Source organism: Comamonas antarctica (genome assembly GCF_013363755.1).
Taxonomy (GTDB): domain Bacteria; phylum Pseudomonadota; class Gammaproteobacteria; order Burkholderiales; family Burkholderiaceae_C; genus Comamonas; species Comamonas antarctica.
The window spans coordinates 2,581,881-2,604,796 of record NZ_CP054840.1; the positions used below are offsets into that span (position 1 = coordinate 2,581,881).

16 protein-coding genes and 1 tRNA gene are annotated in these 22,916 nt (G+C 67.5%); 6 read left to right on the forward strand and 11 right to left on the reverse strand.

Annotation, left to right across the window (positions count from 1 at the left end; translation table 11 throughout):
• Positions 1-55: 55 nt before the first annotated feature.
• Genes HUK68_RS11960 through HUK68_RS11975 form a run of 4 tightly spaced genes read right to left on the reverse strand, consistent with a single transcriptional unit; the run spans position 56 to position 5,546 of the window.
• The gene (locus HUK68_RS11960) at positions 56-1,486 is read right to left on the reverse strand and encodes an HlyD family type I secretion periplasmic adaptor subunit (RefSeq protein ID WP_175504350.1); all 1,431 of its coding nucleotides are present in this window, start codon (positions 1,484-1,486) and stop codon (positions 56-58) included.
• Positions 1,483-3,705, reverse strand: coding sequence for a type I secretion system permease/ATPase (locus HUK68_RS11965; RefSeq protein ID WP_175504351.1), 2,223 nt, complete (start codon positions 3,703-3,705; stop codon positions 1,483-1,485). Before HUK68_RS11965 ends, HUK68_RS11960 begins: the two co-directional genes overlap by 4 nt.
• A 15-nt stretch (positions 3,706-3,720) precedes the next feature.
• Positions 3,721-3,954, reverse strand: a complete 234-nt coding sequence (locus HUK68_RS11970) for a hypothetical protein (RefSeq protein ID WP_175504352.1) — start codon at positions 3,952-3,954, stop codon at positions 3,721-3,723.
• A 29-nt stretch (positions 3,955-3,983) separates the two neighbouring features.
• Positions 3,984-5,546 carry a TolC family outer membrane protein gene (locus tag HUK68_RS11975; RefSeq protein WP_175504353.1) on the reverse strand — a complete coding sequence of 521 codons (1,563 nt, stop codon included), beginning with the start codon at positions 5,544-5,546 and terminating at the stop codon, positions 3,984-3,986.
• A 621-nt stretch (positions 5,547-6,167) separates the two neighbouring features.
• Between HUK68_RS11975 and HUK68_RS11980 the strand changes: the two genes are divergently transcribed.
• Together HUK68_RS11980 and HUK68_RS11985 are read left to right on the forward strand one after the other, a co-directional pair.
• Positions 6,168-6,398, forward strand: a complete 231-nt coding sequence (locus tag HUK68_RS11980; protein WP_244146155.1) for a sigma-70 family RNA polymerase sigma factor — start codon at positions 6,168-6,170, stop codon at positions 6,396-6,398.
• A 199-nt stretch (positions 6,399-6,597) separates the two neighbouring features.
• Positions 6,598-7,284, forward strand: a complete 687-nt coding sequence (locus tag HUK68_RS11985) for an extensin-like domain-containing protein (RefSeq protein ID WP_244146156.1) — start codon at positions 6,598-6,600, stop codon at positions 7,282-7,284.
• A gap of 36 nt (positions 7,285-7,320) precedes the next feature.
• Here the strand turns inward: HUK68_RS11985 and HUK68_RS11990 are convergent, their stop codons facing one another.
• The 4 genes from HUK68_RS11990 to HUK68_RS12005 all read right to left on the reverse strand — a co-directional run bounded on the left by HUK68_RS11990 (position 7,321) and on the right by HUK68_RS12005 (position 13,816).
• Positions 7,321-10,263, reverse strand: a complete 2,943-nt coding sequence (locus HUK68_RS11990; RefSeq protein ID WP_175504355.1) for a bifunctional diguanylate cyclase/phosphodiesterase — start codon at positions 10,261-10,263, stop codon at positions 7,321-7,323.
• Between the two features lie 183 nt (positions 10,264-10,446).
• Positions 10,447-10,523: transfer RNA gene (locus tag HUK68_RS11995), tRNA-Val, on the reverse strand.
• An 84-nt stretch (positions 10,524-10,607) separates the two neighbouring features.
• Positions 10,608-12,836, reverse strand: a complete 2,229-nt coding sequence (locus HUK68_RS12000) for a RelA/SpoT family protein (RefSeq protein ID WP_175504356.1) — start codon at positions 12,834-12,836, stop codon at positions 10,608-10,610.
• Positions 12,833-13,816 (reverse strand): alpha/beta fold hydrolase, encoded by a 984-nt coding sequence (locus HUK68_RS12005; RefSeq protein ID WP_175504357.1) that lies wholly within the window; start codon positions 13,814-13,816, stop codon positions 12,833-12,835. The genes HUK68_RS12000 and HUK68_RS12005 overlap by 4 nt, the downstream gene beginning before the upstream one ends.
• 59 nt (positions 13,817-13,875) lie before the next feature.
• On the opposite strand from HUK68_RS12005, the gene HUK68_RS12010 reads away from it, so the two are divergent.
• Positions 13,876-14,670, forward strand: a complete 795-nt coding sequence (locus tag HUK68_RS12010; protein ID WP_175504358.1) for a 3-hydroxybutyrate dehydrogenase — start codon at positions 13,876-13,878, stop codon at positions 14,668-14,670.
• Positions 14,671-14,818: 148 nt separating this feature from the next.
• On the opposite strand, the gene HUK68_RS12015 is transcribed toward HUK68_RS12010, so the two are convergent.
• Positions 14,819-15,523, reverse strand: coding sequence for an SIMPL domain-containing protein (locus tag HUK68_RS12015; RefSeq protein ID WP_175504359.1), 705 nt, complete (start codon positions 15,521-15,523; stop codon positions 14,819-14,821).
• Between the two features lie 212 nt (positions 15,524-15,735).
• On the opposite strand from HUK68_RS12015, the gene ompR reads away from it, so the two are divergent.
• Positions 15,736-16,467, forward strand: coding sequence for an osmolarity response regulator transcription factor OmpR (ompR, locus tag HUK68_RS12020; protein ID WP_175504360.1), 732 nt, complete (start codon positions 15,736-15,738; stop codon positions 16,465-16,467).
• 66 nt (positions 16,468-16,533) lie between these two features.
• A complete protein-coding gene (locus HUK68_RS12025) occupies positions 16,534-18,030 on the forward strand; it encodes an ATP-binding protein (protein ID WP_175504361.1) in 1,497 nt (498 codons plus the stop codon).
• On the opposite strand, the gene ispF is transcribed toward HUK68_RS12025, so the two are convergent.
• Positions 17,990-18,499 carry a 2-C-methyl-D-erythritol 2,4-cyclodiphosphate synthase gene (ispF, locus tag HUK68_RS12030; protein ID WP_390887823.1) on the reverse strand — a complete coding sequence of 170 codons (510 nt, stop codon included), beginning with the start codon at positions 18,497-18,499 and terminating at the stop codon, positions 17,990-17,992. The two genes, HUK68_RS12025 and ispF, sit on opposite strands and share 41 nt — an antisense overlap.
• 33 nt (positions 18,500-18,532) lie before the next feature.
• Entirely contained in the window at positions 18,533-19,318 is a 786-nt protein-coding gene (gene ispD / locus HUK68_RS12035) for a 2-C-methyl-D-erythritol 4-phosphate cytidylyltransferase (RefSeq protein WP_175504363.1), read from the reverse strand.
• A gap of 74 nt (positions 19,319-19,392) precedes the next feature.
• On the opposite strand from ispD, the gene mfd reads away from it, so the two are divergent.
• The gene (gene mfd / locus HUK68_RS12040) at positions 19,393-22,890 is read left to right on the forward strand and encodes a transcription-repair coupling factor (RefSeq protein ID WP_175504364.1); all 3,498 of its coding nucleotides are present in this window, start codon (positions 19,393-19,395) and stop codon (positions 22,888-22,890) included.
• Positions 22,891-22,916 lie beyond the last annotated feature (26 nt).

The window sequence follows — 22,916 nt, forward strand, 5'->3', positions numbered from 1 at the left end:
GAAGGGCTCTGCACGTCGTGTCTACCTGCCTGTTGTCTGTTGTCACGCGCCTGGCTCAGCGCTCGGTCAATGCGTTGGCCTTGGTGCGCAGAATGGGCTTGAGCAGATACTGCAGCAGCGTGCGCTTGCCGGTGAGGATGTGCACCTCGGCCTGCATGCCGGGAATGATCGGGCGCGAGTTGTCGCCCACGTCGGCGCGGTCGGTGCGCACCTTCACCACATAGAAGGAGTTGCCCTTCTCGTCGGTGATGGTGTTGGCGCCGATCTGCTCGAGCCGGCCCTTCAAGCCGCCATAGATCGCGAAGTCATAGGCCGAGAACTTGACCTCGGCCTCCTGGCCCGGGTGCAGGAATCCGATGTCGCGCGGATTGATCTGCACCTCCATCAGCAGCGTGTCGTCCAGCGGCACGATATCCAGGATGTCCTTGCCCGGCTGCACCACGCCGCCGACGGTGTTGGCCATCAGCGTGTTGACGGTGCCGCGCACCGGCGAGCGCACTTCGGCCAGGCGCACGCGGTTTTCCAGCGCCACCTGGCCCTGCTCCAGCGTGCCCAGCTTGGCGCGGGTTTCGGACAGCTCGGCCCGCGCCAGGTTGCGCGCGGTCAGCTCCGACTCCTGGATCTTGCGTTCGGCTTCCTGGATCGCGGCCTGGATGCGGCCGATCTGCGCGCCGGCGGCACGCGCCTCGCCGCAAAAGCGTGCGACATCGCGCTGCAGGCGCAGCAGGTCGACTTCGGACACCGCGCCGCTCTTGAGCAGCGGCCGGGTCACGTTGAGTTCTTCCGACGTGAGGTTGCAGCTCGACGTCGCCTGGTCGCGGTTGGCCTGGCTCTCGCGCAGCTCCTGCTGGCGTTGGCGCAGCTGATCGCGTGCGATGTTGACGGTGGCGTTGAGTTCCTGGGTGCGGGTCTCCCACAGCCGGCGCTCCTGCTCCACGATCTGCGGCGCCGCGGCCTGCAGTTCCGCCGGCACGCTGAACGCATCGCCATTGGCCAGCGCCTGCAGCCGCGCGGCCTTGGCCTGCAGCGACAACAGTTCGGCGCGGTTCTCGCCCAGCGACGAGCTGTAGCGCGTCGGGTCGATGCGCAGCAGCACCTGGTCCTTCTCCACGCGCTGGCCGGGACGCACCAGCAGTTCCTGCACGATACCGCCGTCGAGGCTTTGCACCACCTGCACCTGGCGCGACGGCACGACCTTGCCCTGGCCGCGCACCACTTCGTCGATGCGGCCGAACGCGGCCCAGATCAACAGCGCCAGCAGCGCGAGCAGCGACGCCCAGATCAGCAGCCGCGAGCCGCGCGCCTGCTGCTGGCCCGCCGCCCACTGGGCATCGGCCTTGAGATCGTCGCTCTGGTGCGTGCCCACGCTTTCGCTGCCATCGAGCAGCCAGCGCGACAGCTGCTGCGAGCGCGCGCGCAGCGCGGCCTTGAGCCGGCCTTCGCGTGCCACGGGCTTTTCGGCGGGTGTTGGTTTGTTTTCTTTCATGCCCGGGCTCCCGTTGCGCCAATGCGGCCCTGCTTCAGGGCTTCAATGACCTGGTCCTTGGCGCCATCGGCGACGATGCGTCCGCCGTCGATCACGATCAGGCGGTCGACCAGAGTCAACAGCGCCGTGCGGTGCGTCACCAGCAGCACGGTCTTGCCCGCGGATGCGTCCTGCAGGCGGCGCTTGAGCTGGGCTTCGCTCTGGTTGTCGAGGTTGCTGCTGGGCTCATCGAGCAGCAGCATGGGCGGGTCGTTGATCAGCGCGCGCGCCACCGCGATCGACTGGCGCTGGCCGCCCGAAAGCGACTCGCCGCGCTCGCCGATGTTCATGCCATAGCCCTTTGGATGCTGGGCCGCGAATTCATCGACGCCCGCAATGCGCGCCGCCTGCAGCATCTCGCGCTCGCCGGCCTGCGGCGCGCCGATCAGCAGGTTGTGCTTGAGGCTGCCGTAGAACAGCATCGGATCCTGGGGCACATGGCCGATCGCGCGGCGCAGGTCCACGGGGTCGATCTGGCGCGCATCGATGCCGTCGATCAGCACCGCGCCTTCGGTCGGCTGGTACAGGCCCAGCACCAGCTTCTCCAGCGTGGTCTTGCCCGAACCGATGCGCCCGATCAGTCCCACGCGCTCGCCGGGCTTGACGGCAAAGCTCACGCCCGACAGGCTGGCCTGGTCGCTGCCCGGATAGCTGAAGCTCACGTTGCGGAACTCGATGGCGCCGCGCAGATCGGGCCGCGACACGAACTCGCGGTCGGCGGCGTGCTCGACCGGCATCTTCATGTAGTTGTCGATCGAATGCAGCGAGGTGCGCGCATTGTGGAACTGCATCATCAGCCCCGCCACCTGGCCGAAGGGCGCGAGGCAGCGGCCGGCAATCATCGACGCGGCAATGATGCCGCCCATCGACAGCGCCGATTCCTGCACCTGGTACACGCCGATGATCACCACCGCCACGCTCACCAGTTGCTGCATGGTCTGCACGAAGTTCACCGTGCCCGAGGAGATGAACTTGATCTTGCCGCCCATGTAGGCGATGTACTGGGTCGAGCTCTCCCACAGCCGCTGCACGCCGCTCTGGGCATTGAGCGTCTTGACGGCTTCGAGGTTGGTGAGCGACTCCACCAGCAGCGCATTGCGCTGCGACGAGGCCTGGAAGGTCTTGAGCGTGAGGCTTTCCATGCGCGCCTGGGCCCAGAACGACACCGCCAGGATGGCCAGGATCGCCACGATGGGCGGAATCAGCATCCACGGCGAGATCCACACCAACGCCAGCAGGAACAGCAGCACGAACGGCAGGTCGACCAGCGTGGTCAGGCTGGCCGAGGCAATGAAGTCGCGCACCGATTCGAACGAGCGCAGGTTGGCGGCAAACGAGCCCACCGACGCCGGCCGGGCTTCCATGCGCAGGTCCAGCACGCGCTCCATGATCTGCGCCGACAGCTGCACGTCGACGCGCTTGCTCGCCGCATCGACCACATAGGCACGCGCCGTGCTCAGCACGAAATTGAAGACCAGCACCAGCGAGATGCCGATGGCCAGCACCCACAGCGTTTCCACCGCATTGTTGGGCACGACACGGTCATAGACGTTCATGCTGAACAGCGGCATCGCCAGCGCGAACAGATTGATCAGGATCGCAGCCATCAGCGCATCGCGGTACAGGCGGCGGTTGTCCAGCACCACGGCCCAGAACCAGTGGCCGCTGCGCGGCTCGAGCCCCGGCTGCACCGAGCGCTGCTCGAAGCGGAACTGCGGGCGCACGAAGCACATCATGCCGGCGTACTCCTGCAGCAGCGTGGCGCGCTCGACCTCGACCGGGCTGCCGATCTCGGGATACTGGACCAGGAAACGGCCTTCGGGAAGGGCCTTGAGCAGCAGGCAGGCGCGGTTGCCTTCGAGCAGCAGGATGGCTGGCAGCAGGCCTTCGGGCACGCCGTCGAGCTCGCGCTGCACGATGCGCGTCGTGAAGTTGGCGCGCGCGGCCGCACGCGCCAGCAGCGAGGGCGTGAGGCGCTGGTCGACCAGCGGCAGCCCATTGCTCAGGGCCTGCGCCGAATAGGGGTGGCCATGCAGCTGCGTCAGCTGCACCAGGCAATCGAGCAGTGGATCGGAATGGACCGCACCCGCAGCCCCAGCGGCGGGCGCGGGCGGCGGGCCGGCACCCTGGTCGGGCACCGCCGGCGGATCCTCGGGGTTCTCAAGTTCTGAATACGGCATCGTCACCCTTCCCCACTACAAAAGCTCTTCGTCGTCGTCTATCAGGTCCAGCGAACCACGTACTTTCTCGCGCACCCGCTTGCGCTGGTTCAGCTTCTCCAGCGCCTGCGGCGGCAGGTCGGTCAGGCGCAAGGTGCCATTGGCCAGCAAGGCCTCGATCAGATCCTCCAGGACGCGGATGAAGTCCGCGTCCAGCGCGGACAGCTCGCGCCGGGATTCCTCGGAGGGGGGCGGTGTGCTTTTTTCCATGGCGGTATGGCTCCTGGCGCGTGAAGTCCTCAACGGCGGATGGGCGCCGACAGCGTGGTGTTCGGAACGATGGTCGGCGGCGTCACAGCCGCTGGCGCCGTCGCGGGGACGGCCAAAGCCGCGGGGTCTGCGGCGGGCATCGCCATCGCCGCCACCGGCAGCAGATTCGAGGTGTCCGGCACGGCGGCATTGCAGCTGCGCAGCACATCGTCGGGCACCACCAGCGCCTGCTGCTCCTGCGGGCGGCTCGCGTCATGCGGCTGGGCCAGGCCCAGCACCGGCAGGATCTCGCTGGACTGGAACAGCCACTGGTACTGCGCCTTCTTCAGGTCGTACTGCGCATTGACCAGCGCGCGCTGCGCATCGAACAGCTCGTTTTCGGTGTTCAGCAGATCGAGCAGCGAGCGCTGGCCGATGCGGAACTGCTGCTGGTAGGCCACGCGCACCTTGGAGGTCGACAGCACATGCTCCTCCAGGAACGGCAGCTGCTGGCGCAGGCGCTGCATGTTGTTCCAGTTGATCGACATTTCCTGCAGCAGATTGCGGCAGGTGTAGTCGCGCACGTCGTGGGCCGCATAACCCTGCGCAATGGTCTGGCGCACGCGCGCCTCGTCCGCGCCGCCGCGGTACAGGTTGTAGGTCATCATGACCTGCACGCGCGAGCTCTGCACGTTCCAGTAGGCGGGCGTCGACTGCTCGCGGTCGCGGCCCGTCGAGGCCACGAACTCCACCTTGGGCAGATTCGCGCCCTTGGCGGCCTTCTGTCCGGCATCGGCAGCCTGCAGCAGCGCCTGCTTGGACAGCAGCTGCGGATTGGCGCGCAGTGCATCGCCGAAGTCGCGCGCCATGCCGGGTGCGGGCACGCGGCTGGTGACATCGGGCACCGGGTCCAGCACCGCGGGCGGGAACTCGCCGACCAGGCGGCGGTAGCGCTGCTGCACGTCGTTGAGGTTGTTGGACTCGGTCATCAGGTTGGACTGTGCCAGCGAGACGCGCCCGGCCGATTGCTCCAGGTCAACGCCACGGCCCACGCCCGACTGCTGGCGCTCGCGCAACTGGCCCAGCGTCACCTGATGGGTGGTGAAATTCTCGCGCGCCAGGCGCTCCATCTCGCGGTAGCGCTGTACATCGAGATAGGCGCCGACGGACTCATAGGCCAGGCTCTCGGTCGTCGCACGCAGGTCATAGAACTTGGACAGCTTCTCGAAGCCCAGCTGGCGGATGCCATTGCTGGTGGTGAAACCGTCGAAAATCAGCTGGCGCAACTGCAGGTTCCAGCCGGGGCGGTTCCAGTCGGTGGCCGCCGAGCCCTCGGTGCTGCTGCGCCATTCGCGGCCCGCCCAGGCCTGGGCCGACACCTGCGGCAGCAAGGCGCCGCGCGCGACGTTCTGGCCTTCGAGGGAAGAATTCAGATCCTGGAAACGCACCTGGATCTCGGGGTGCGTCATCAGCACCTTCTCGACCACCTTCTGCAAGGCCGCGCCCTGGGCATCGGCCTGCTGCACGGTCAACGCGGTCTGGGCCATGCTTCCTGCAGCCCCCGATGCCAGACCCAACGATGCCACGACGCGTGCAATCTGCTTGAACTTCATTTACTTCTATCCCCTTGATGATGGGCTCCGCCGGGACAATGCGAAGCCGCCCGGCCCTGCCTGAAGCCTGAATGGACGGCAGGACGCTTGTGCCGCCGCTGTCCTCAACCCTTGTCAAAAAATACTGGAACCCCATGTGCCCGGCTGCCACTCAAGCCAGGAGCATCGCAAACCCGGGAGGCATCGATCGCCGATCGCTGCCGACCACCTTCCAACACGCGCGCACGGCCCCATGCCGCACGCAGCGCGAGCGGTATTCGCAAGGAATACCCATGTTCACGTCTTCGCACGAAGGCGGTTTTTGGATGCAAGCGTAGCACACAGATTGTGAGCAAATGCATCCAAAACATTCGCAATATGTCTTAAAACCAGCCAATATTGCCGTATCGGCATTGGGTGGCCCACAGTCTTTCCAGTCGCCTACCCTGAATCTAGCGTTTGTCTTACTCGATATGGCAAATCACCTGTTTCAGGGATGGCGTGATTGGAAACTTGCTGGCAGCCGAACGCAATCCGAGATGATAGCAATTAAAACTATTGTTTCAATTGCAAAATTCAATTACACACTGCCAGTTAGAAAGCTGATTAACCCCATGCCAGTGAGGAAGCACCCATCGGCGGATGCAAACACTTACTTTCCAACAAGAGAAATGGCACGGCTGGCTGCGCCGGAAAGTCGGCAACGCCGTGGATGCCGCCAAGCTCGCCCAGGACGCGTTTTTGCGCCTGTTGACCGTGCCGGCGCGCCGTCTGATGCCGGTGCAAGGCCTGCACGAGCCGCGCGCCTACCTCGCCACGGGAGCGCGGCGGCGGCTCAAGCATCTGCGCCGGCAGTCGCTGGAGCAAAGCTAGCTGGCGGCGCTGGCGGCATTGCCCGAACCGCAGGCGCCCCCGCCCGAGCAGCAACTGTCATCCTGCAGGCGCTAGGAGTTGGACGCCATGCTCGGCCGCTGGCCGTAAAAAATGCGCTGCGCGGCGGCCGCTGTAGGAGCGTGCCGCAAGCTGCGCCGCATGCGCGGAATGCGGCACCCGCTGCGGGATGATGGCAAGGATGAAACTGCTTGCCTTCCTGCTGCTGGTGCTGGGGATCGGAACCTGGTCGCACGGCCGCCATTGGACGCTTCCTGACCACCTCAACCCCTGGGCGCCGCTGGCCTATGAAGCCGCGCCCGACTGGCTCACGGGTTTCAAGCTGCAGCGCCTGAAGGCGGAGCCAGCGGCCTGCCAGGCCTTCATGGCCACGACCCCCTGGCGCTTCCAGGCCGTTCCCGACCGCGACACCGGCCAGGGCTGCGGCTTCAGCAACGCCCTCCAGGTGCGGCAGACCTCGGTCGGCCTGAGTTCCTCCTTTACCCTGAGTTGCCCGGCCTCCGCCTCGCTGGCCCTGTGGGAGCGCCATGTGCTGCAGCCCGCGGCGCAGCAGACGCTGGGCACCGGGGTGCGCCGGCTGGAGCATCTGGGCAGCTATTCGTGCCGCAATGTCTACGGCCGCGAAGCCGGCAACCGCAGCCAGCACGCCACGGCCAACGCGCTGGACATCGCCGGCTTCGTGCTGGACGACGGCCGGCGCATCACGGTGGCGCGCCAGTGGCAGGGCGACACTCCGGCTGCGACGTTCCTGCACACCGTGCACCAGGGCGCATGCCGCTTTTTCAGCGGCGCGCTGGGCCCCGAATACAACCAGGCGCATGCCGACCATTTCCATTTCGACAACGGGCGCTACCGGGTCTGCAGGTAGCCAACCGGGCGCCGGCAGGCGGGCGCCGCGCGGGCATCAGGGCTCGATGTCGTCGAGGCGCAGCCTGCGCCCTTGCCTGACCATTGCTTCGAACTCCTGCGCCGACACCGGCTTGCTGAAGTAGTAGCCCTGGATCTCGTCGCAGCCGTGGGCGCGCAGCATGCGGCAGTGCTCGGCGGTTTCCACGCCTTCGGCAATCACCTTGAGCCGCAGGTTGTGCGCCAGCGTGATGACGGCACGCACGATGGTCGCATCATCGGGCTTGTCGAGCATGTTCTGCACGAAGGACTGGTCGATCTTCAGCGTATCGACACGGAAGTTCTTCAGGTGGCTGAGGTTGGAATAGCCGGTGCCGAAGTCGTCGATGGACAGCTTCACGCCCGCGGCCTTGAGCTGGTCGAAGGTCGCGATCATGCGCTCGACGTCCTGCGCGATCAGGCTTTCCGTCAGCTCCAGCTCCAGCAGCTCGGGCGCGAGCCCGGTCTCCGCCAGCATGCCCAGCGCCCACTGCGCCAGATCCTGCTGCAGCAGCTGGGCCGCGGAAATGTTCACAGCCACGGGGATGCGCGGCAGGCCCGCATCCGACCAGGCCCTGGCCTGCATGCAGGCCGTGCGCAGCACCCAGTCGCTGATCGGCAGGATCAACCCGGATTCCTCGGCCACCGGAATGAACTTGCCCGGTGGAATGAGCCCCAACTGCGGATGGTGCCAGCGCACCAGCGCCTCGCAGCCGATGATCTCGCCGCTGCACAGGTTGACCTTGGGCTGGTACACCAGGCGCAGCTGCCCTGCCGCCGGCGCCAGGCGCAGCAGCGTCTCGAGGTGCACGCGCTCCTGCATGCGCTCGTCCATCTCGGGCGAGAACTTGGCGTAGGTGTTGCGGCCGCCGTGCTTGGCCCGGTACATGGCCTGGTCGGCATTGCGGATCAGCGTTTCCGGATCGACGCCATCCTGGGGGTAGGCGCTCACGCCGATGCTGACCGACAGATGGATCTCGCGCCCCTGCAGCGCCAGCGGCGGCCGGATGCAGGCAATCAGGCCCTCGGCAATGGCCTGCGCCTGGCTCACGTCGTACAGCCCGTCGAGCAGTACCAGGAATTCGTCGCCACCGTGGCGCGCCACGGTGTGGCCCTCGGGCAGCGCGGCCACCAGCCGCGCGCTGATGGCCTTGATGACTTCGTCGCCAAACGGATGGCCGTATGCGTCATTGACCAGCTTGAAACGGTCGAGGTCGAGCAGCAGCACCGCCACCGTCTTGCCGGAAACCTGGGCCTGGGCAATCAGGCGCTGCAGCCGGTCCTGCAGCAGATGCCGGTTGGGCAGGTCGGTGAGCGCATCGTGCGTGGCCAGATGGCGCAGCCGCCGCTCGGCACGCTTGCGCTGCGAGATGTCGCTGCCCAGCCCGACGAAGCCGCGCACGCCTTCATGCGAGAAGCCCACGCCCGTGAACAGGCAGGGCACGCGCGTGCCATCCGACATCTCGTAGCTGGCTTCGAAATGCGCCATGCCGGTTTCCAGCACCTCGGCAATCTTGGCCGCGGCACGCTCGCGTTCATCCACAGGCATGAGGCGGGTCAGTTCCATGCCCTCGAGCTGCTGCGCGCTCATGCCCGTCACCTGCTCGAGATTGCGGTTCCAGCGCTGCAGCCGCGCGTTTTCGTCGCAGTGGTAGAACACGCCGGGCAGGCTGTTGAGCACGGCGTCGGCGTAGTTGCGCTCCTGGCGCAGCGCCGCGGTTTGCGCCGCGAGCTGCGTCTCGCGCAATCCCAGGGCATCCGCCATGCGCACCAGCGCTTCTCCGAGGCGCGCGGTTTCGCGGTATTGCCCCGACGATGGCGCGAGCACCAGCGCATCCGCCGTGCCCGATTCACCCGCGCGTTCGACGCTTTGCGCCAGTTCCGCCAGCGGCCGGCCGATGCGCCGCGCCATGCGTGCCGCGACCAGCATCAGGCCCAGCGCCATGGCCAACGCCATGCCGGCCATCTGGTAGAGCTGGGTGCGCAGCGGCCCGTCGATCAGCGGTGCCTGGCGCGTCGCCACCACCGTCCACGGCAGCCCGCCCTTGAGCTCGATGGTCCTGCTTGCCGCCCAATGCTCCGTGTCGCCCGAGCGCAGCTTGCGGGCACCGGCGCCGCCCGGGCGCTGCAGCCATGCGGCAAGCGCCTCCGGGACGGCCAGCGGATGGGCGTCGACCGCCAGATCGCCGATCAGCCTCGGGTTCGCGCCCTGCTCCACGATCTGCAGCTGCACGCCATACTCACTCGACAGGTAGCGCAGGAAACGGTTGAGCGCCGGCAGGTCGATATCGACATCGAGCGCGCCGATCAGCCCGCCCTGCGCGTCGCGCAAGGCCTTGACGTAGCTCAGTCCCCAGGGCGGCGTTCCTTCGCGGGTGTGCAGCAGCCATTGGTACGAAGGCAGCCACAGGCCCTGCTGCGTTCTGCGCTGCGCCGCCTGGTAGAAGGGCCGCTGCCGCGCGTCGTAGCCGCTGACCGGCTGGGTCGCATGCGGCTCGAAGCCCCGGTCCGTGAGCAGGAAGTTCTCGATGCGGACCGCGTCGGGCCGGGTACCCGGATGCAGCCAGAGCAGGATATCGCCCTGCGCCGTGCGCTCGAGCGTGCCGTATTCGCCATACCGGTCCAGCACCACGCCCAGATAGCTCAGCTCGGGGCGCTGCTCGAACGCCGACAGCGACATCTCCAACACCCTGCGAAGCCCCGCAGCGTTGCCGTCGGCAAACTCCGCGCCGCGCGCCACGCGCTCCACGGAGGCGGCCGTCATCTCGGTGGCCTCGAGCAGCATGCGCAGCCGCTCCTCGGAGCGGTCCAGCGCCTGCATCAGATCCCGCTGGGCGGCCTCCCGGGTATGCGAGATCGCCAGCCATGCCGTGCCGGCCAGCGCTGCAATGCCCACTGCGAGGACCAGCTTGCCGACGTTTCGCACCAGCGCTTGAAAGAACGATCCCACGGGCTTTTGCATTGCTGATTGAAAGAAGACCCAAGATGCTTTGGATTCTCAATCATTTAGCAGAAATGTTACAAGCGATTACTTCAGGGACACACGCACATATAGGGTTGAGGACAAGCCGCCAAGGGGACGAACCGAGAAAACAAAAAACCTCCCGGACCGTTCGGTCGGGGAGGTTTTGCACCAGTGGTTAATTGGTAGGCGCGATTGGACTCGAACCAACGACCCCCACCATGTCAAGGTGGTGCTCTAACCAGCTGAGCTACGCGCCTGTTGTTCGATTCAATAAGTATAGCATCGGGAACCACCCGTTTTTTCCGAACCGCGCGACTTTTTTGCAGATCGCGCGGTTTTCATCAGCGCCGGCGCGCCGAGCGCACGCCCTCGACGCCGGCGACGATGCCCAGCACCTTGCTGAGCCGGCCCGAGTCGGAGACCTCGACGGTGAACGTCATCCAGGCCGTGCCCTTCACCGATTGCGTCTGCACGCCGATCACATTGGTTTTCTCGCGCGCAAACACATCGGAGATGTCGCGCAGCAGGCCCTGGCGGTCGGTGGCTTCGACGGCGACGTCAACCGGGTAGACCGCCGCGCCCACCGCCGCCTTGGGCATGCCCCAGGCGACATCGATGACGCGCTCGCTGCTGCGCGCGGCCATCTCGCGGAAGTTGGAGCAGTCGCTGCGGTGCACGCTCACACCCTTGCCGCGCGTGACGAAGCCGCGGATATCGTCGGGCGGCGCCGGCTTGCAGCACTTGGCCAGCTGCGTCATCAGCGAGTCGATGCCCACCACCAGCACCCCGCCCTTGGGCACGGTGTCGCTGCCGCGCGCCTTGCGCACCGGCGAGAAGGCCTCTTCCTCCTCCTCGGGCTCGGGCGGGCGCAGCACGGCTTCGATGTTGCGCAGCGAGTATTCATCCTTGCCCACGACCTCGAACAGCGCATCGGCCGACTTGAAGCCGAGCTGCACCGCAAGATCCTCGAGCTTGACCGCGGTCTTGCCTTCGCGCTGCAGCAGCTTTTCCACGGCCTCGCGCCCGCGCGCCACGGTCTCGTGCGTGGCCTGGGCGTTGAACCAGGCGCGCACCTTTGCGCGCGCGCGGTGGCTGATCAGGTAGCCCAGCTCGGCGTTGAGCCAGTCGCGCGAAGGCCGGTCTTCCTTGACGGTGGTGATCTCCACGGTCTGGCCGTTTTTCAGCGGCGTGTTCAGCGGCACCATCGCGCCGTCGACGCGCGCGCCGCGGCAGCGGTGGCCCAGGCTGGTGTGCACCGAATAGGCGAAGTCGACGGGCGTGGCGCCCTGGGGCAGCTCGATCACGGCCGCATCGGGCGTGAGCACATAGATGCGGTCCTCGAACAAGCCGCGATGCGAGGGCGTACCCGCCAGGTCGCTGCCCCAGGCCAGCAGCTGGCGCAGCACCGCGATCTTGGCGTCGTACTCGCTGCTCGCGCTGACCCCTGCATAGCCCTTGGCGCCGGCTTCCTTGTAGGCCCAGTGCGCGGCCACGCCATGCTCGGCGTGGTCGTGCATGGCCTGGGTGCGGATCTGGATCTCGATGGCACGGCCGTTCTCGTCGCGCACCACGGTGTGCAGCGACTGGTAGCCGTTGGCCTTGGGGCGCGCGATGTAGTCGTCGAACTCGGCCTCGATGGGCGTGAAATGCTCGTGCACCCACGACAGCGCCGCATAGCAGTCCTTGACGGTCGGCACCACCACGCGCAGCGCGCGGATATCGAACACTTGGTCGAAGTCCAGCGACTTGCCGCGCATCTTCTTGACGATGCTGTAGATATGCTTGGGCCGGCCCTGCACCGTGGCGCTGATGCTGTAGGCGCGCAGATCGCTCTCGAGCCGCCCGCGCAGCTGCTCCATGAAGACTTCACGCTCGGTGCGCTTCTCGTCGAGCAGGCGCGCGATCTCGCGGTAGGTATCGGGCTCGAGAAAGCGGAACGACAGGTCCTCGAGCTCCCACTTGATCTGCCAGATGCCCAGCCGGTTGGCCAGCGGCGCGAACACGTGCAGCGCCTCGCGTGCGATGCCCGGCGACACCGGATGCTTGCTGGCGGCGTAGTAGCGCAGCGTCTGCAGGCGCGAGGCCAGGCGCAGCAGCACCACGCGCAGGTCGCGCGAGAAACCCAGCAGCATCTTGCGCACGGTCTCGGTCTGCGCCGCCGCGTCGTCGACATGGTGGGAGCTGTTCTCGGCGGCGCGCGCCTGCTGCTGCACGCGCATCAGCTTGGTGGTTTCGACGGCCAGCGTGGCGAAGTTCTCGCCGAACACCTTGGAGATCACTTCCTGCGGCCGGTTCAGGTGGAAGCTGGCATGCACCAGGTAGCACGCCGCCTGCATGGTTTCGGAGCCGCCGATGCCCTTGAGGATGGCAGCCACCGCGTCGGCATGGGCCAGGATGTTCTCGCCCGAGGCCATGGTTTCGTTGGCCAGCAGCGGCTCGGCAAACGAGCGCGCGCGCGCCAGCGCATTGGCCTGGTCGGGCATATTGGCGGAGGTGGCCTTGATCAGCTGCGGAACAGGCGCGCTGTGGGCGTCATCGCCGCCGGGGGCAATGGTGAGTCCGCTTTTCATGGCTGTGCTCCCGTGGCCAGCGCCGCCTCCGGCGTATCGGATTGCGGCGCGGTCCAGCCGGGCAACAGGAAGCGCGCGACCAGCGCCACCTGGTCGTCGGCGACCAGCGTGGGCGCATGCCCGACACCCGACAGTGACACGATGCGCGCGCGCGGCCCGCGCTCGGCCATGGCCTGCGCGGTCTCGACCGACAGCAGATCGGACTGCGCGCCGCGGATCAGCAGCGTCTGCGCCCGGATGCTGTCATAGGCCGCCCACAGCCAGGCCTCGCTGGCCAATGCCATTTCGGGGTTCATGGCCTGCAGCGGCATGGCTATGTCGGGGTCGTAATGCAGCTGCAGCCCGCCTTCGAGGCGCGGCCTGAGCATCGGCGCCGTGAGGTCCAGCCACTGCTGCTCGGTGTGCGGCCCGAAGCCCGCGGAAATCAGGCGCAGCGCGTCGGCCGCCTGCAGCAGCGTGGTGAAGACCATGGGCTTGCCCAGGTACTCGCCGATGCGCAGCAGCGCCTGCCATTGCACGCGCGGGCCGACATCGTTGAGCACCAGGCGATGGATGGGCACGGGCGACGCAAAGGGCGTATCGCTGGCCAGCAGCATGCCGATCAGCCCGCCCATGCTGGTGCCGACCCAGTCGAGCGTGGCGATCGGCGCGCGCGCCTGCAGCTGCGCGATCAGCGCCTGCATGTCGGCGGCGTAGCGCGGCAGGCCATAGTCCATGGGGTCGGCCAGCCAGTCGCTGTGGCCGCGGCCGGCGACATCGGGGCAGACCACGCGCGCATGGCGGCTCAGCGCGCGCGCCAGCACGTCGAAGTCGCGTGCCTGGCGCGAGAGCCCATGCACGCAGATGATCACATGCGGGTGATCGGGGTTGCCCGTCGCGTTCCACTCCCAGTAGGCCATGCGGTGCACATCGGACCCCTCGGCCTGCGCCGCGGTGGCGGCACCGGGGCACAGTACGTAGTTGAGCGTAGGTTCATTCATGGGGGCACAATCCAGCAGCACGGTTCGATAATGCATCGTAATTCATTCGGAGACCTTCCATGCTGAAAGGCAAAACTGCGTTAGTCACAGGATCCACCAGCGGCATCGGCCTTGGCATCGCCAAGGCGCTGGCCCAACAGGGCGCGAACGTCGTGCTCAACGGCTTTGGCGATGTCGAGGGCCCGCGCGCCGAGGTGCAGGCCGCAGGCCGGGCGCATGGCGCAAAGGTCGCCTACCACGGCGCGGACATGTCGCGCGTGGCCGACATCGAAGACATGGTGGCCTACAGCGTGCGCAATTTCGGCCAGGTCGACATCCTGGTGAACAACGCCGGCATCCAGCATGTCGCGCCCATCGAGGATTTCGCGCCCGAGCGCTGGGACGCGGTCATTGCGATCAACCTGTCGAGCGCCTTCCATGCCACGCGCCTGGTGCTGCCGTCCATGCAGGCCGCCGACAACGGCAAGGGCTGGGGCCGCATCATCAACGTGGCCTCGGTGCACGGCCTGGTCGGCTCGGCGCAGAAGTCGGCCTATGTCGCCGCCAAGCACGGCCTGGTCGGACTCACCAAGGTCTGCGCGCTGGAAAATGCCACGACGGGCATCACCTGCAACGCCATCTGCCCGGGCTGGGTGCTCACGCCGCTGGTGCAAAAACAAGTCGACGCCAAGGCCGCCGACCAGGGCATCAGCGTGGCCGATGCGACGAAGCAGCTGCTCGCGGAAAAGGAACCCTCGCTGCAGTTCACCACGCCCGAGGAGCTGGGCGCGCTGGCGGTGTTCTTCTGCTCGCCGGCGGGCGCGAATGTGCGCGGCGTGGCCTGGAATATGGACGGGGGCTGGGCGGCGCAGTAATGTAGCCCCCACGTTCGCCCACTTCGTGTGGCTCTCTGCCCCCCGAGGGGGCGCGTTTTGCCTTGGGGCGGCCCGGCGGCAAAACCACCGCCCACGTTCGCCCACTTCGAGCGTATCTGGCTGGGGGCAAAGTCCCTCCGGATGCGGCTTACTTCAGCATCTGCACCGACCCCGACACATTCACCATGACCTGGCTCTTGCCGGCTTCGACGGGAATCGGCGGCGCGGCTTCGGCAGTCATGCTCTTGGCCATCATCGCCACGCGCGGCGCGAAGCCCATGTCGTTGGTATTGACCGACACCTCGCGCACCGTATAGCGCTCGAAGCCGAAGGACTGGGCCAGTGCCTTGGCCTTGGCCTGGAAGCTCTGGATGGCTTCGGTCTGGGCCTGGCCCTCGACCTTTTCGCGGGCCTCGCGCGACAGGCCGAAGCCGGTCTGGCTCACGGGCATGCCGTTGATCTTCGCCGCGGTGCGCGTGATGCGGTCGAAGTCGCGGCCCTGCAGCACGAGTTCGGCGCGGCCCTGCCAGCCGGTGATCTTGCCGTCCTTGTCATTGCGCGGATAGATACCGAAGTTGCCGGTGCGCACTTCCAACTGCCTCGGCTGTGCTTCTGCACGGGCCGTGGCCAGTGCCGCATCCAGCACCTGCTGCAGCTGCGACTGCACGGCGGCCGCATCGCGGCCCTCGCGCGTGGCGGCCAGCGTCATGACCAGCAGATCCTGCGTCACCTCGACGCTGCCCGTGCTCGACAGTTGCAGCACATTGGCGGGTTCGGGCAGGGTTTGCGCGGCCGCCAGCCCGGCGCCGGTGCACAGCGCGCCCGCCACGAGCCATTGGGAGAATTTGTTCATTGGTGCTCCTTCAGTTCAGGCGCCAAAGCATAGCGGTAAAGCACACCCCGCCGTGGCAGAGCGCGGCGTGCATGGATGTAAGTCCTGGCGACACGATTAAGCATGTCGGGCAAAACTTGTAACACTTGGTGAAGGTTCTGGCAAAAACACGGATTTCGCGGATCAAGCTGGTCAGAATGGGCTCTGTTACAAATTGGACCGAGGAAGAAAACATGGGCACACAGACCAACCGCACCGACAAGATCCTGGTGGTCGACGACGACGCGCGCATCCGCGATCTGCTGCGCCGCTACCTGACTCAGGAAGGTTTCGAGATCATGATTGCCGAGGACGGCAAGGCCTTGAACCGCATTTTGCTGCGTGAGACCGTGGATCTGATCGTGCTGGACCTGATGATGCCGGGCGAAGACGGCCTGTCCATCTGCCGCCGCCTGCGCGCCGCCAACGACCGCACGCCGATCATCATGCTGACCGCCAAGGGCGAGGATGTCGACCGCATCGTCGGCCTCGAAGTCGGCGCCGACGACTACCTGGGCAAGCCCTTCAATCCACGCGAACTGCTGGCGCGCATCCACGCCGTGCTGCGCCGCCGCCCGCCGCAGGAAGCGCCTGGCGCCCCTTCCGGCGACAACGAGATCGTGAGCTTCGGCCCGTTTGCCTTCGACCTGGGCACGCGCGTGCTGCAGAAGAACGGCGAGGAACTGCCGCTGACCACGGGCGAATTCGCCATGCTCAAGGCCCTGGTGCGCCACCCGCGCCAGCCGCTGTCGCGCGAGAAGCTGGCGCTGCTGGCGCGCGGGCGCGAGTTCGAGCCTTTCGACCGCAGCCTCGACGTGCAGGTGTCGCGCCTGCGCAAGCTGATCGAGGAAGATCCGGCCGCGCCGCGCTACATCCAGACGGTGTGGGGCGTGGGCTATGTGTTCGTGCCCGACGGCAACAACTGATCACCCTGATCACCTTTTCCTGCCAGGACCATCTGCTTCCCCACCCCGCCCAGGCGCAAGCCACCGATGACTGTTTCCACTGCTCCAGCGCCCGACGCCACCAGCCCGGTCCCGCTTGAATATCCGCATGGCGGCGGCGGTGCGCGTTCGCGCTCGCGGCTGAATCTGAACCTTTTCTGGCGCACCTTCTGCCTGCTGGCGCTGCTGCTGATCGGCAGCATCCTGGCCTGGCTGCAGACGCTGCGCGCCTTCGAATTCGAGCCGCGCACGCTGCACACCGCGCAGCAGGTGGCATCGCTGGTCAATCTGAGCCGCGCGGCGCTGGTGCACGCCGACGCGATCGCGCGCGTCTCGCTGATCAAGACCATGGCCGACCAGGAAGGCGTGCGCATCCTGCCGCGCGAGCCGGGCGACAAGTTCGAGCTGCTCGACCCGAGCGCGCTTGGCGGACGCCTCAACGAGGAGCTGACCTCGCGCCTGGGCCCGGGCACCATCGTTGCACGCAGCGTCAACGGCGAGGCCGGCCTGTGGGTGGGCTTCACCATCAATGGCGACCCGAACTGGCTGCTCATGGACCGCTCGCGCTTCAGTCCCGCGGGCGGGCGCACCTGGCTGGTCTGGCTCATCACCGCGGGCGTGCTGTCGCTGGCCGGCGCCGCCGTGATCGCGCGCCTGATCAACCGGCCGCTGAAACAGCTCAGCGACGCGGCCAACCGCGTGCGCGACGGCGACTTCGATGCCAGCCAGCTCGACGAGCAGGCCGTGACCAGCGAGATCCGCGAGGTCAACATCGGCTTCAACCGCATGGCGCAGAAGCTCTCCAAGCTGGAGCAGGACCGGGCCGTGATGCTGGCCGGCATCTCGCACGACCTGCGCACGCCGCTCGCACGGCTGCGGCTTGAAACCGAGATGAGCGTGGCCGACGACGTGGCGCGCGACCACATGGTGGCCGACATCGTGCAGCTCGACGCGACCATCGACAAGTTCCTCGATTACGCGCGTCCCGACCATGTCACGCTGACCACGGTCAACCTGCATGCCGTGGTGTCGTCATGCGTGTACGCGGTGCAAGACCACCGCGAGCTGCAGATCACGATGAACGTGCCCGAAGGCCTGTACGTGCTGGCCGACGAGATCGAACTGGCGCGCGTGGTCTCCAACCTGCTGGAGAATGCGCGCCGCTATGGCAAGACCGCCGATACCGAGACCACCCAGGTCGAAGTCACGGCCAAGGCACGCGAGCACTGGGTCGTGGTGCGCATCCGCGACCACGGCCGCGGCGTGCCGCCCGAGCAGCTCGCGCGGCTCACGCAGCCCTTCTTCCGCGGCGACTCGGCGCGCACCGCGGCCGCGGGCGCGGGCCTGGGCTTGTCCATCGTCGACAAGACCGTGCAGCGCATGGGCGGCGTGTTCGCGCTGTCGAACGCCTCCTCGGGCGGCCTGGCCGCGCATATCCAGCTGCAGCGCGCGCCGAACCTGCCCGACGGCAAGGACCCCGAGCAGCGCCTGCAGCGCCCGCAGGTCAAGCGCCAGTTGCCGCCGCGCCCGCCCAAGCAGGCCTGAACAGCAGCACCGCGGCACGCGCCTCCATGGCCTGAAGCTGGCCCACCGGGCCCAGCTTCTCGGCGGTCTTGGCCTTGACGTTGACCTGGCCCACCTCCAGCCCCAACGCCTGCGCGATGCACGCGCACATCGCGCCGATATGGGGTGCGAGCTTGGGCGCCTGCGCAATCACCGTGCTGTCGATGTTGCCGATCTCCAGGCCCGTGGCGCGCACGCGCCGCGCGGCCTCGACCAGCAGCTTGACCGAGTCCGCGCCCTTGAACTGCGCATCGGTGTCGGGAAAATGCCGGCCGATGTCGCCCAGCCCCGCGCCGCCGAGCAGCGCGTCGGTGATGGCGTGCAGCAGCACGTCGGCATCGGAATGCCCGAGCAGGCCCATGCTGTGCGGAATGTCCACCCCGCCGATGATCAGCTTGCGCCCTGGCACCAGGGCATGGGTGTCCCAGCCCTCTCCGATACGGAATTGAATTGACATGCGTTGACCCGTCTGCAAAAACGCCGATTATCCGTTGCGCGCACGGCCGCGCGACTCGAGCACGGCCGCGGCCAGCGCGAAGTCCTCCGGGTAGGTGACCTTGAAGTTCTGCGCGCTGCCCGCGACCAGGCGCGGCTGCCGGCCCTGCGCCTCGATGGCGCTGGATTCATCGGTCGCCGCCGCGCCCACGGCCTGCAGCGCCGCGCGCAGCGGGCCCAGGCGGAACATCTGCGGCGTCTGCGCGAGCCATTTGCCTGCGCGCGGCAGCGTTGCCGCAACCCGCGCCACTGCGCCCTCGGCATGCGCCGACTTGAGCGTATCGGGCAGCGGCAGCGCCAGCAGCCCGCCCACCGGGTCGCCAAGGCAGGCATCGATCAGCCGGTCCACGAGCTCCGGCGTCAGCAGGCAGCGCGCCGCATCATGCACCAGCACCCAGTCGGTATCGGCCGCGCCGCGCGCGGCGAGTTCCGCGAGGCCGCCAAGCACGGTATCGGCGCGCGTCGCGCCGCCGCAGGCGGCCACGCTCCACGTCGCCGCTGCCGGCTCCAGCGACTCGAAGAAGCGGTCGCCTGCGCTCACGCCCACCAAGGTGCCCGACAGGCGCGCGACCTGCGCCAGCGCCGCCAGCGTGTGCAGCACCAGCGGCTGGCCCGCGACCGGCTGGTACTGCTTGGGCAGATCGGCACGCTGGCCCGCGGCCAGCGCGCGCGCACCGACGCCGGCACAGGGCACGAAGGCCCAGAGCCTGGCAGGTGCGGCCGGGGTAGCAGCTTTGGCGGACGGGTCAATTGAGGGCGGCAGGGATTCGTTCATGGGCGCCATTCTAGAATCGCTTCTTGCGCCCTGAAACGCGACCAGGCAACCCGCCGGCGCCAACGAATTACCGCATGGAACTGCCCAAACTCACTCCCGGCAAACGATTCACCCTCCCCCGTCCCGTGGGCAGCGCCGACGCGCTGCTGCTGGCGCGCGTCGGAGCCCGCGAAAAGGCCGCGGGCCGCGTCACGGCCATCGTCACGGCCGACGCCAGCGATGCGCAGCGGCTCATGGAAGAGATCGCGTTCTTCGCGCCCGAGCTGCGCTGCGCGTTGTTTCCCGATTGGGAAACCCTGCCCTACGACACCTTCTCCCCGCACCAGGACCTGATCAGCGAACGCCTCGCGACGCTGTGGCGCATCAGCCAGCACGACCATGCGACCGGCGCCGATGTGGTGCTGGTGCCGGCAACGACCGCGCTCTACCGGCTGGCGCCGCCAAGCTTCCTGGCCGGCTACACCTTTCACTTCAAGCTGCGGCAAAAGCTCGACGAGGCCAAGCTCAAGGCGCAGCTCACGCTGGCCGGCTATTCGCATGTCTCGCAGGTCGTGAGCCATGGCGAGTACGCGGTGCGCGGCGGGCTCATCGACCTGTTCCCCATGGGCTCGCCCGTGCCCTACCGCGTCGACCTGTTCGACGACGAGATCGACTCGATCCGCACCTTCGACCCCGACACCCAGCGCAGCCTCTATCCGGTGCCCGAAGTGCGCCTGCTGCCCGGGCGCGAGTTCCCGATGGACGACGACGCGCGCACGCTGTTTCGCAGCCGCTGGCGCGAGCTGCTCGAGGGCGATCCGACGCGCAGCCGCGTCTACAAGGACATGGGCAATGGCGTGGCCACGGCCGGCATCGAGTACTACATGCCGCTGTTCTTCAGCGAGACGGCGACGGTATTCGACTACCTGGGCGAGCAGGCCACGGTGGTGCTGCATGGCGACCTCGAGCCCGCGTTCCAGCATTTCTGGCAGGACACGCGCGAGCGCTACCGCCTGGTGCAGGGCGACCCCGAACGCCCCGCGCTGCCGCCCGAGGCGCTGTTCCTGAGCGCCGAGCAGTTCTACCTGCGCGCCAAGAGCTATGCGCAGCTGGCCGTGCGCGGCGTCGAGGTGCCCGCCGACCAGCTGGCCACGGGCGAGTTCCAGCCCTTGCCCGACCTGTCCGTGGTGCGCGGCGCGGACGATCCGCTGGGGCGCCTGCATGCGCATCTGCGCGCGACCACGCAGCGCACGCTGCTGCTGGCCGAAAGCGACGGCCGGCGCGAAAGCCTGCTGGACTTCTTCCGCGCCTCGCAGCTCAATCCGCCGGCCTTCGATTCGCTGGCCCAGTTCGAGGCCGATACCGGCGAGAGCATCGGCATTGCCACCGCGCCGCTGGCCGCGGGCTTTCGCTGGGGCAGCGCCGGCATCGACTTCGTCACCGAAACCGAACTGTTCGCGGCCGGCCCGACCACGCGCCGGCGCAAGAAGCAGGAGCAGGTCAGCGATGTCGAGGCACTGATCAAGGACCTGTCCGAGCTGAACATCGGCGACCCGGTGGTGCACAGCCAGCATGGCATCGGCCGCTACCAGGGCCTGGTCAACATGGACATCGGCCAGCAGAACCCGGACGGCAGCCCGGCGCTGCAGGAGTTCCTGCACCTGGCCTACGCGGGCGACGCCGTGCTGTATGTGCCGGTGAGCCAGCTGCAGCTGATCAGCCGCTACACCGGCATGTCGCCCGAGGACGCGCCGCTGCACAAGCTCGGCGGCAACCAGTGGGAAAAAGCCAAGCGCAAGGCCGCCGAACAGGTGCGCGACTCGGCCGCCGAGCTGCTCAACATCTACGCGCGCCGCGCCGCGCGCCAGGGCCATGCCTTCCGCTACAGCCCGCAGGACTACGAGACCTTTGCCAACGACTTCGGCTTCGAGGAAACCGCCGACCAGAAGGCCGCGATCCACGCCGTGGTGCATGACATGATCAGCCCCCAGCCCATGGACCGGCTGGTCTGCGGCGATGTCGGTTTCGGCAAGACCGAGGTCGCGCTGCGCGCGGCGTTCATTGCCGTCACGGGCGGCCGGCAGGTGGCGTTCCTCGCGCCCACCACGCTCTTGGCCGAGCAGCACTACCGCACGCTGGTCGACCGCTTCGCCAAGTGGCCGATCCGCGTCGCCGAGGTCTCGCGCTTTCGCTCGGGCAAGGAGATCACGGCCGCCGTCAAGGGCATTGCCGACGGCACGGTGGACATCGTGGTCGGCACGCACAAGCTGCTGTCGGAGTCCACGCAGTTCCACAACCTGGGCCTGCTGATCATCGACGAGGAGCACCGCTTCGGCGTGCGCCACAAGGAGCAGATGAAGGCGCTGCGCGCCGAAGTCGATGTGCTCACGCTCACCGCCACGCCGATTCCGCGCACCATGGGCATGGCGCTCGAAGGCCTGCGCGACCTGAGCGTCATCGCCACCGCGCCGCAGCGCCGCCTGGCGATCAAGACCTTCGTGCGCAACGAGGGCACGGGCGTGATCCGCGAAGCCGTGCTGCGCGAACTCAAGCGCGGCGGCCAGTGCTACTTCCTGCACAACGAGGTCGAGACCATTGAGAACCGGCGCCAGAAGCTCGAGGAGATCCTGCCCGAGGCGCGCATTGCCGTGGCCCACGGCCAGATGCCCGAGCGCGAGCTCGAGCGCGTGATGCGCGATTTCGTCGCCCAGCGCTACAACATCCTGCTGTGCTCGACCATCATCGAGACCGGCATCGACGTGCCCAGCGCCAACACCATCCTGATCAGCCGCGCCGACAAGTTCGGCCTGGCGCAGCTGCACCAGTTGCGCGGGCGCGTGGGCCGCAGCCACCACCAGGCCTATGCCTATCTGATGGTGCCCGACATCGACAGCCTGACCAAGCAGGCGCAGCAGCGCCTCGATGCGATCCAGCAGATGGAGGAACTGGGCAGCGGCTTCTACCTGGCGATGCACGACCTCGAGATCCGCGGCGCGGGCGAGGTGCTGGGCGAGAACCAGAGCGGCAACATGCTCGAGGTCGGTTTCCAGCTCTACAACGAGATGCTGTCCGAGGCCGTGCGCTCGCTCAAGGAGGGCAAGGAGCCCGACCTGCTGTCGCCGATGTCGGCCTCCACCGATATCAACCTGCATGCACCGGCCCTGCTGCCCGACAGCTATTGCGGCGATGTGCATCTGCGCCTGTCGTTCTACAAGAAGCTGGCCACAGCCAGGACCAGCGAGCAGATCGACAACCTGCTCGAGGAGATCGTCGACCGTTTCGGCAAGCTGCCGCCGCAGGCGCAGACGCTGATCGACGTGCACCGCCTGCGCGTGCTGAGCCAGCCCTATGGCGTGGTGAAGGTCGATGCCGCGCCGGGTGTGATCAACATCACCTTCAAGCCGCAGCCGCCGATCGACCCGATGAGCATCATCGGCCTGATCCAGAAGAACAAGCACATCAAGCTCGCGGGCAACGAGAAGCTGCGCATCGAGCGCGCGCTGCCCGACCCGATGGCGCGCGCCCAGCTGGTGCGCGACGTGCTGCGCAGCCTGGGCCAGCCGCTCAAGGCCGACGCCGCCGTCGCCGCGTAGATACCCGAGGGCGCACACCGGCGCCT

Bases quoted from the DNA above. Each gene is read 5' to 3' on its own strand.
- HUK68_RS12000 (WP_175504356.1), bottom strand. From the start codon at position 12,836: ATGAAAAGCGGACTCACCATTGCCCCCGGCGGCGATGACGCCCACAGC.
- HUK68_RS12015 (WP_175504359.1), bottom strand. From the start codon at position 15,523: ATGAACAAATTCTCCCAATGGCTCGTGGCGGGCGCGCTGTGCACCGGC.
- HUK68_RS12005 (WP_175504357.1), bottom strand. From the start codon at position 13,816: ATGAATGAACCTACGCTCAACTACGTACTGTGCCCCGGTGCCGCCACC.
- HUK68_RS11985 (WP_244146156.1), top strand. From the start codon at position 6,598: ATGAAACTGCTTGCCTTCCTGCTGCTGGTGCTGGGGATCGGAACCTGG.
- ompR (WP_175504360.1), top strand. From the start codon at position 15,736: ATGGGCACACAGACCAACCGCACCGACAAGATCCTGGTGGTCGACGAC.
- HUK68_RS12025 (WP_175504361.1), top strand. From the start codon at position 16,534: ATGACTGTTTCCACTGCTCCAGCGCCCGACGCCACCAGCCCGGTCCCG.
- HUK68_RS11960 (WP_175504350.1), bottom strand. From the start codon at position 1,486: ATGAAAGAAAACAAACCAACACCCGCCGAAAAGCCCGTGGCACGCGAA.
- HUK68_RS11965 (WP_175504351.1), bottom strand. From the start codon at position 3,705: ATGCCGTATTCAGAACTTGAGAACCCCGAGGATCCGCCGGCGGTGCCC.
- mfd (WP_175504364.1), top strand. From the start codon at position 19,393: ATGGAACTGCCCAAACTCACTCCCGGCAAACGATTCACCCTCCCCCGT.
- ispD (WP_175504363.1), bottom strand. From the start codon at position 19,318: ATGAACGAATCCCTGCCGCCCTCAATTGACCCGTCCGCCAAAGCTGCT.
- HUK68_RS11970 (WP_175504352.1), bottom strand. From the start codon at position 3,954: ATGGAAAAAAGCACACCGCCCCCCTCCGAGGAATCCCGGCGCGAGCTG.
- HUK68_RS11975 (WP_175504353.1), bottom strand. From the start codon at position 5,546: ATGAAGTTCAAGCAGATTGCACGCGTCGTGGCATCGTTGGGTCTGGCA.
- HUK68_RS11980 (WP_244146155.1), top strand. From the start codon at position 6,168: ATGCAAACACTTACTTTCCAACAAGAGAAATGGCACGGCTGGCTGCGC.
- HUK68_RS12010 (WP_175504358.1), top strand. From the start codon at position 13,876: ATGCTGAAAGGCAAAACTGCGTTAGTCACAGGATCCACCAGCGGCATC.
- HUK68_RS11990 (WP_175504355.1), bottom strand. From the start codon at position 10,263: ATGCAAAAGCCCGTGGGATCGTTCTTTCAAGCGCTGGTGCGAAACGTC.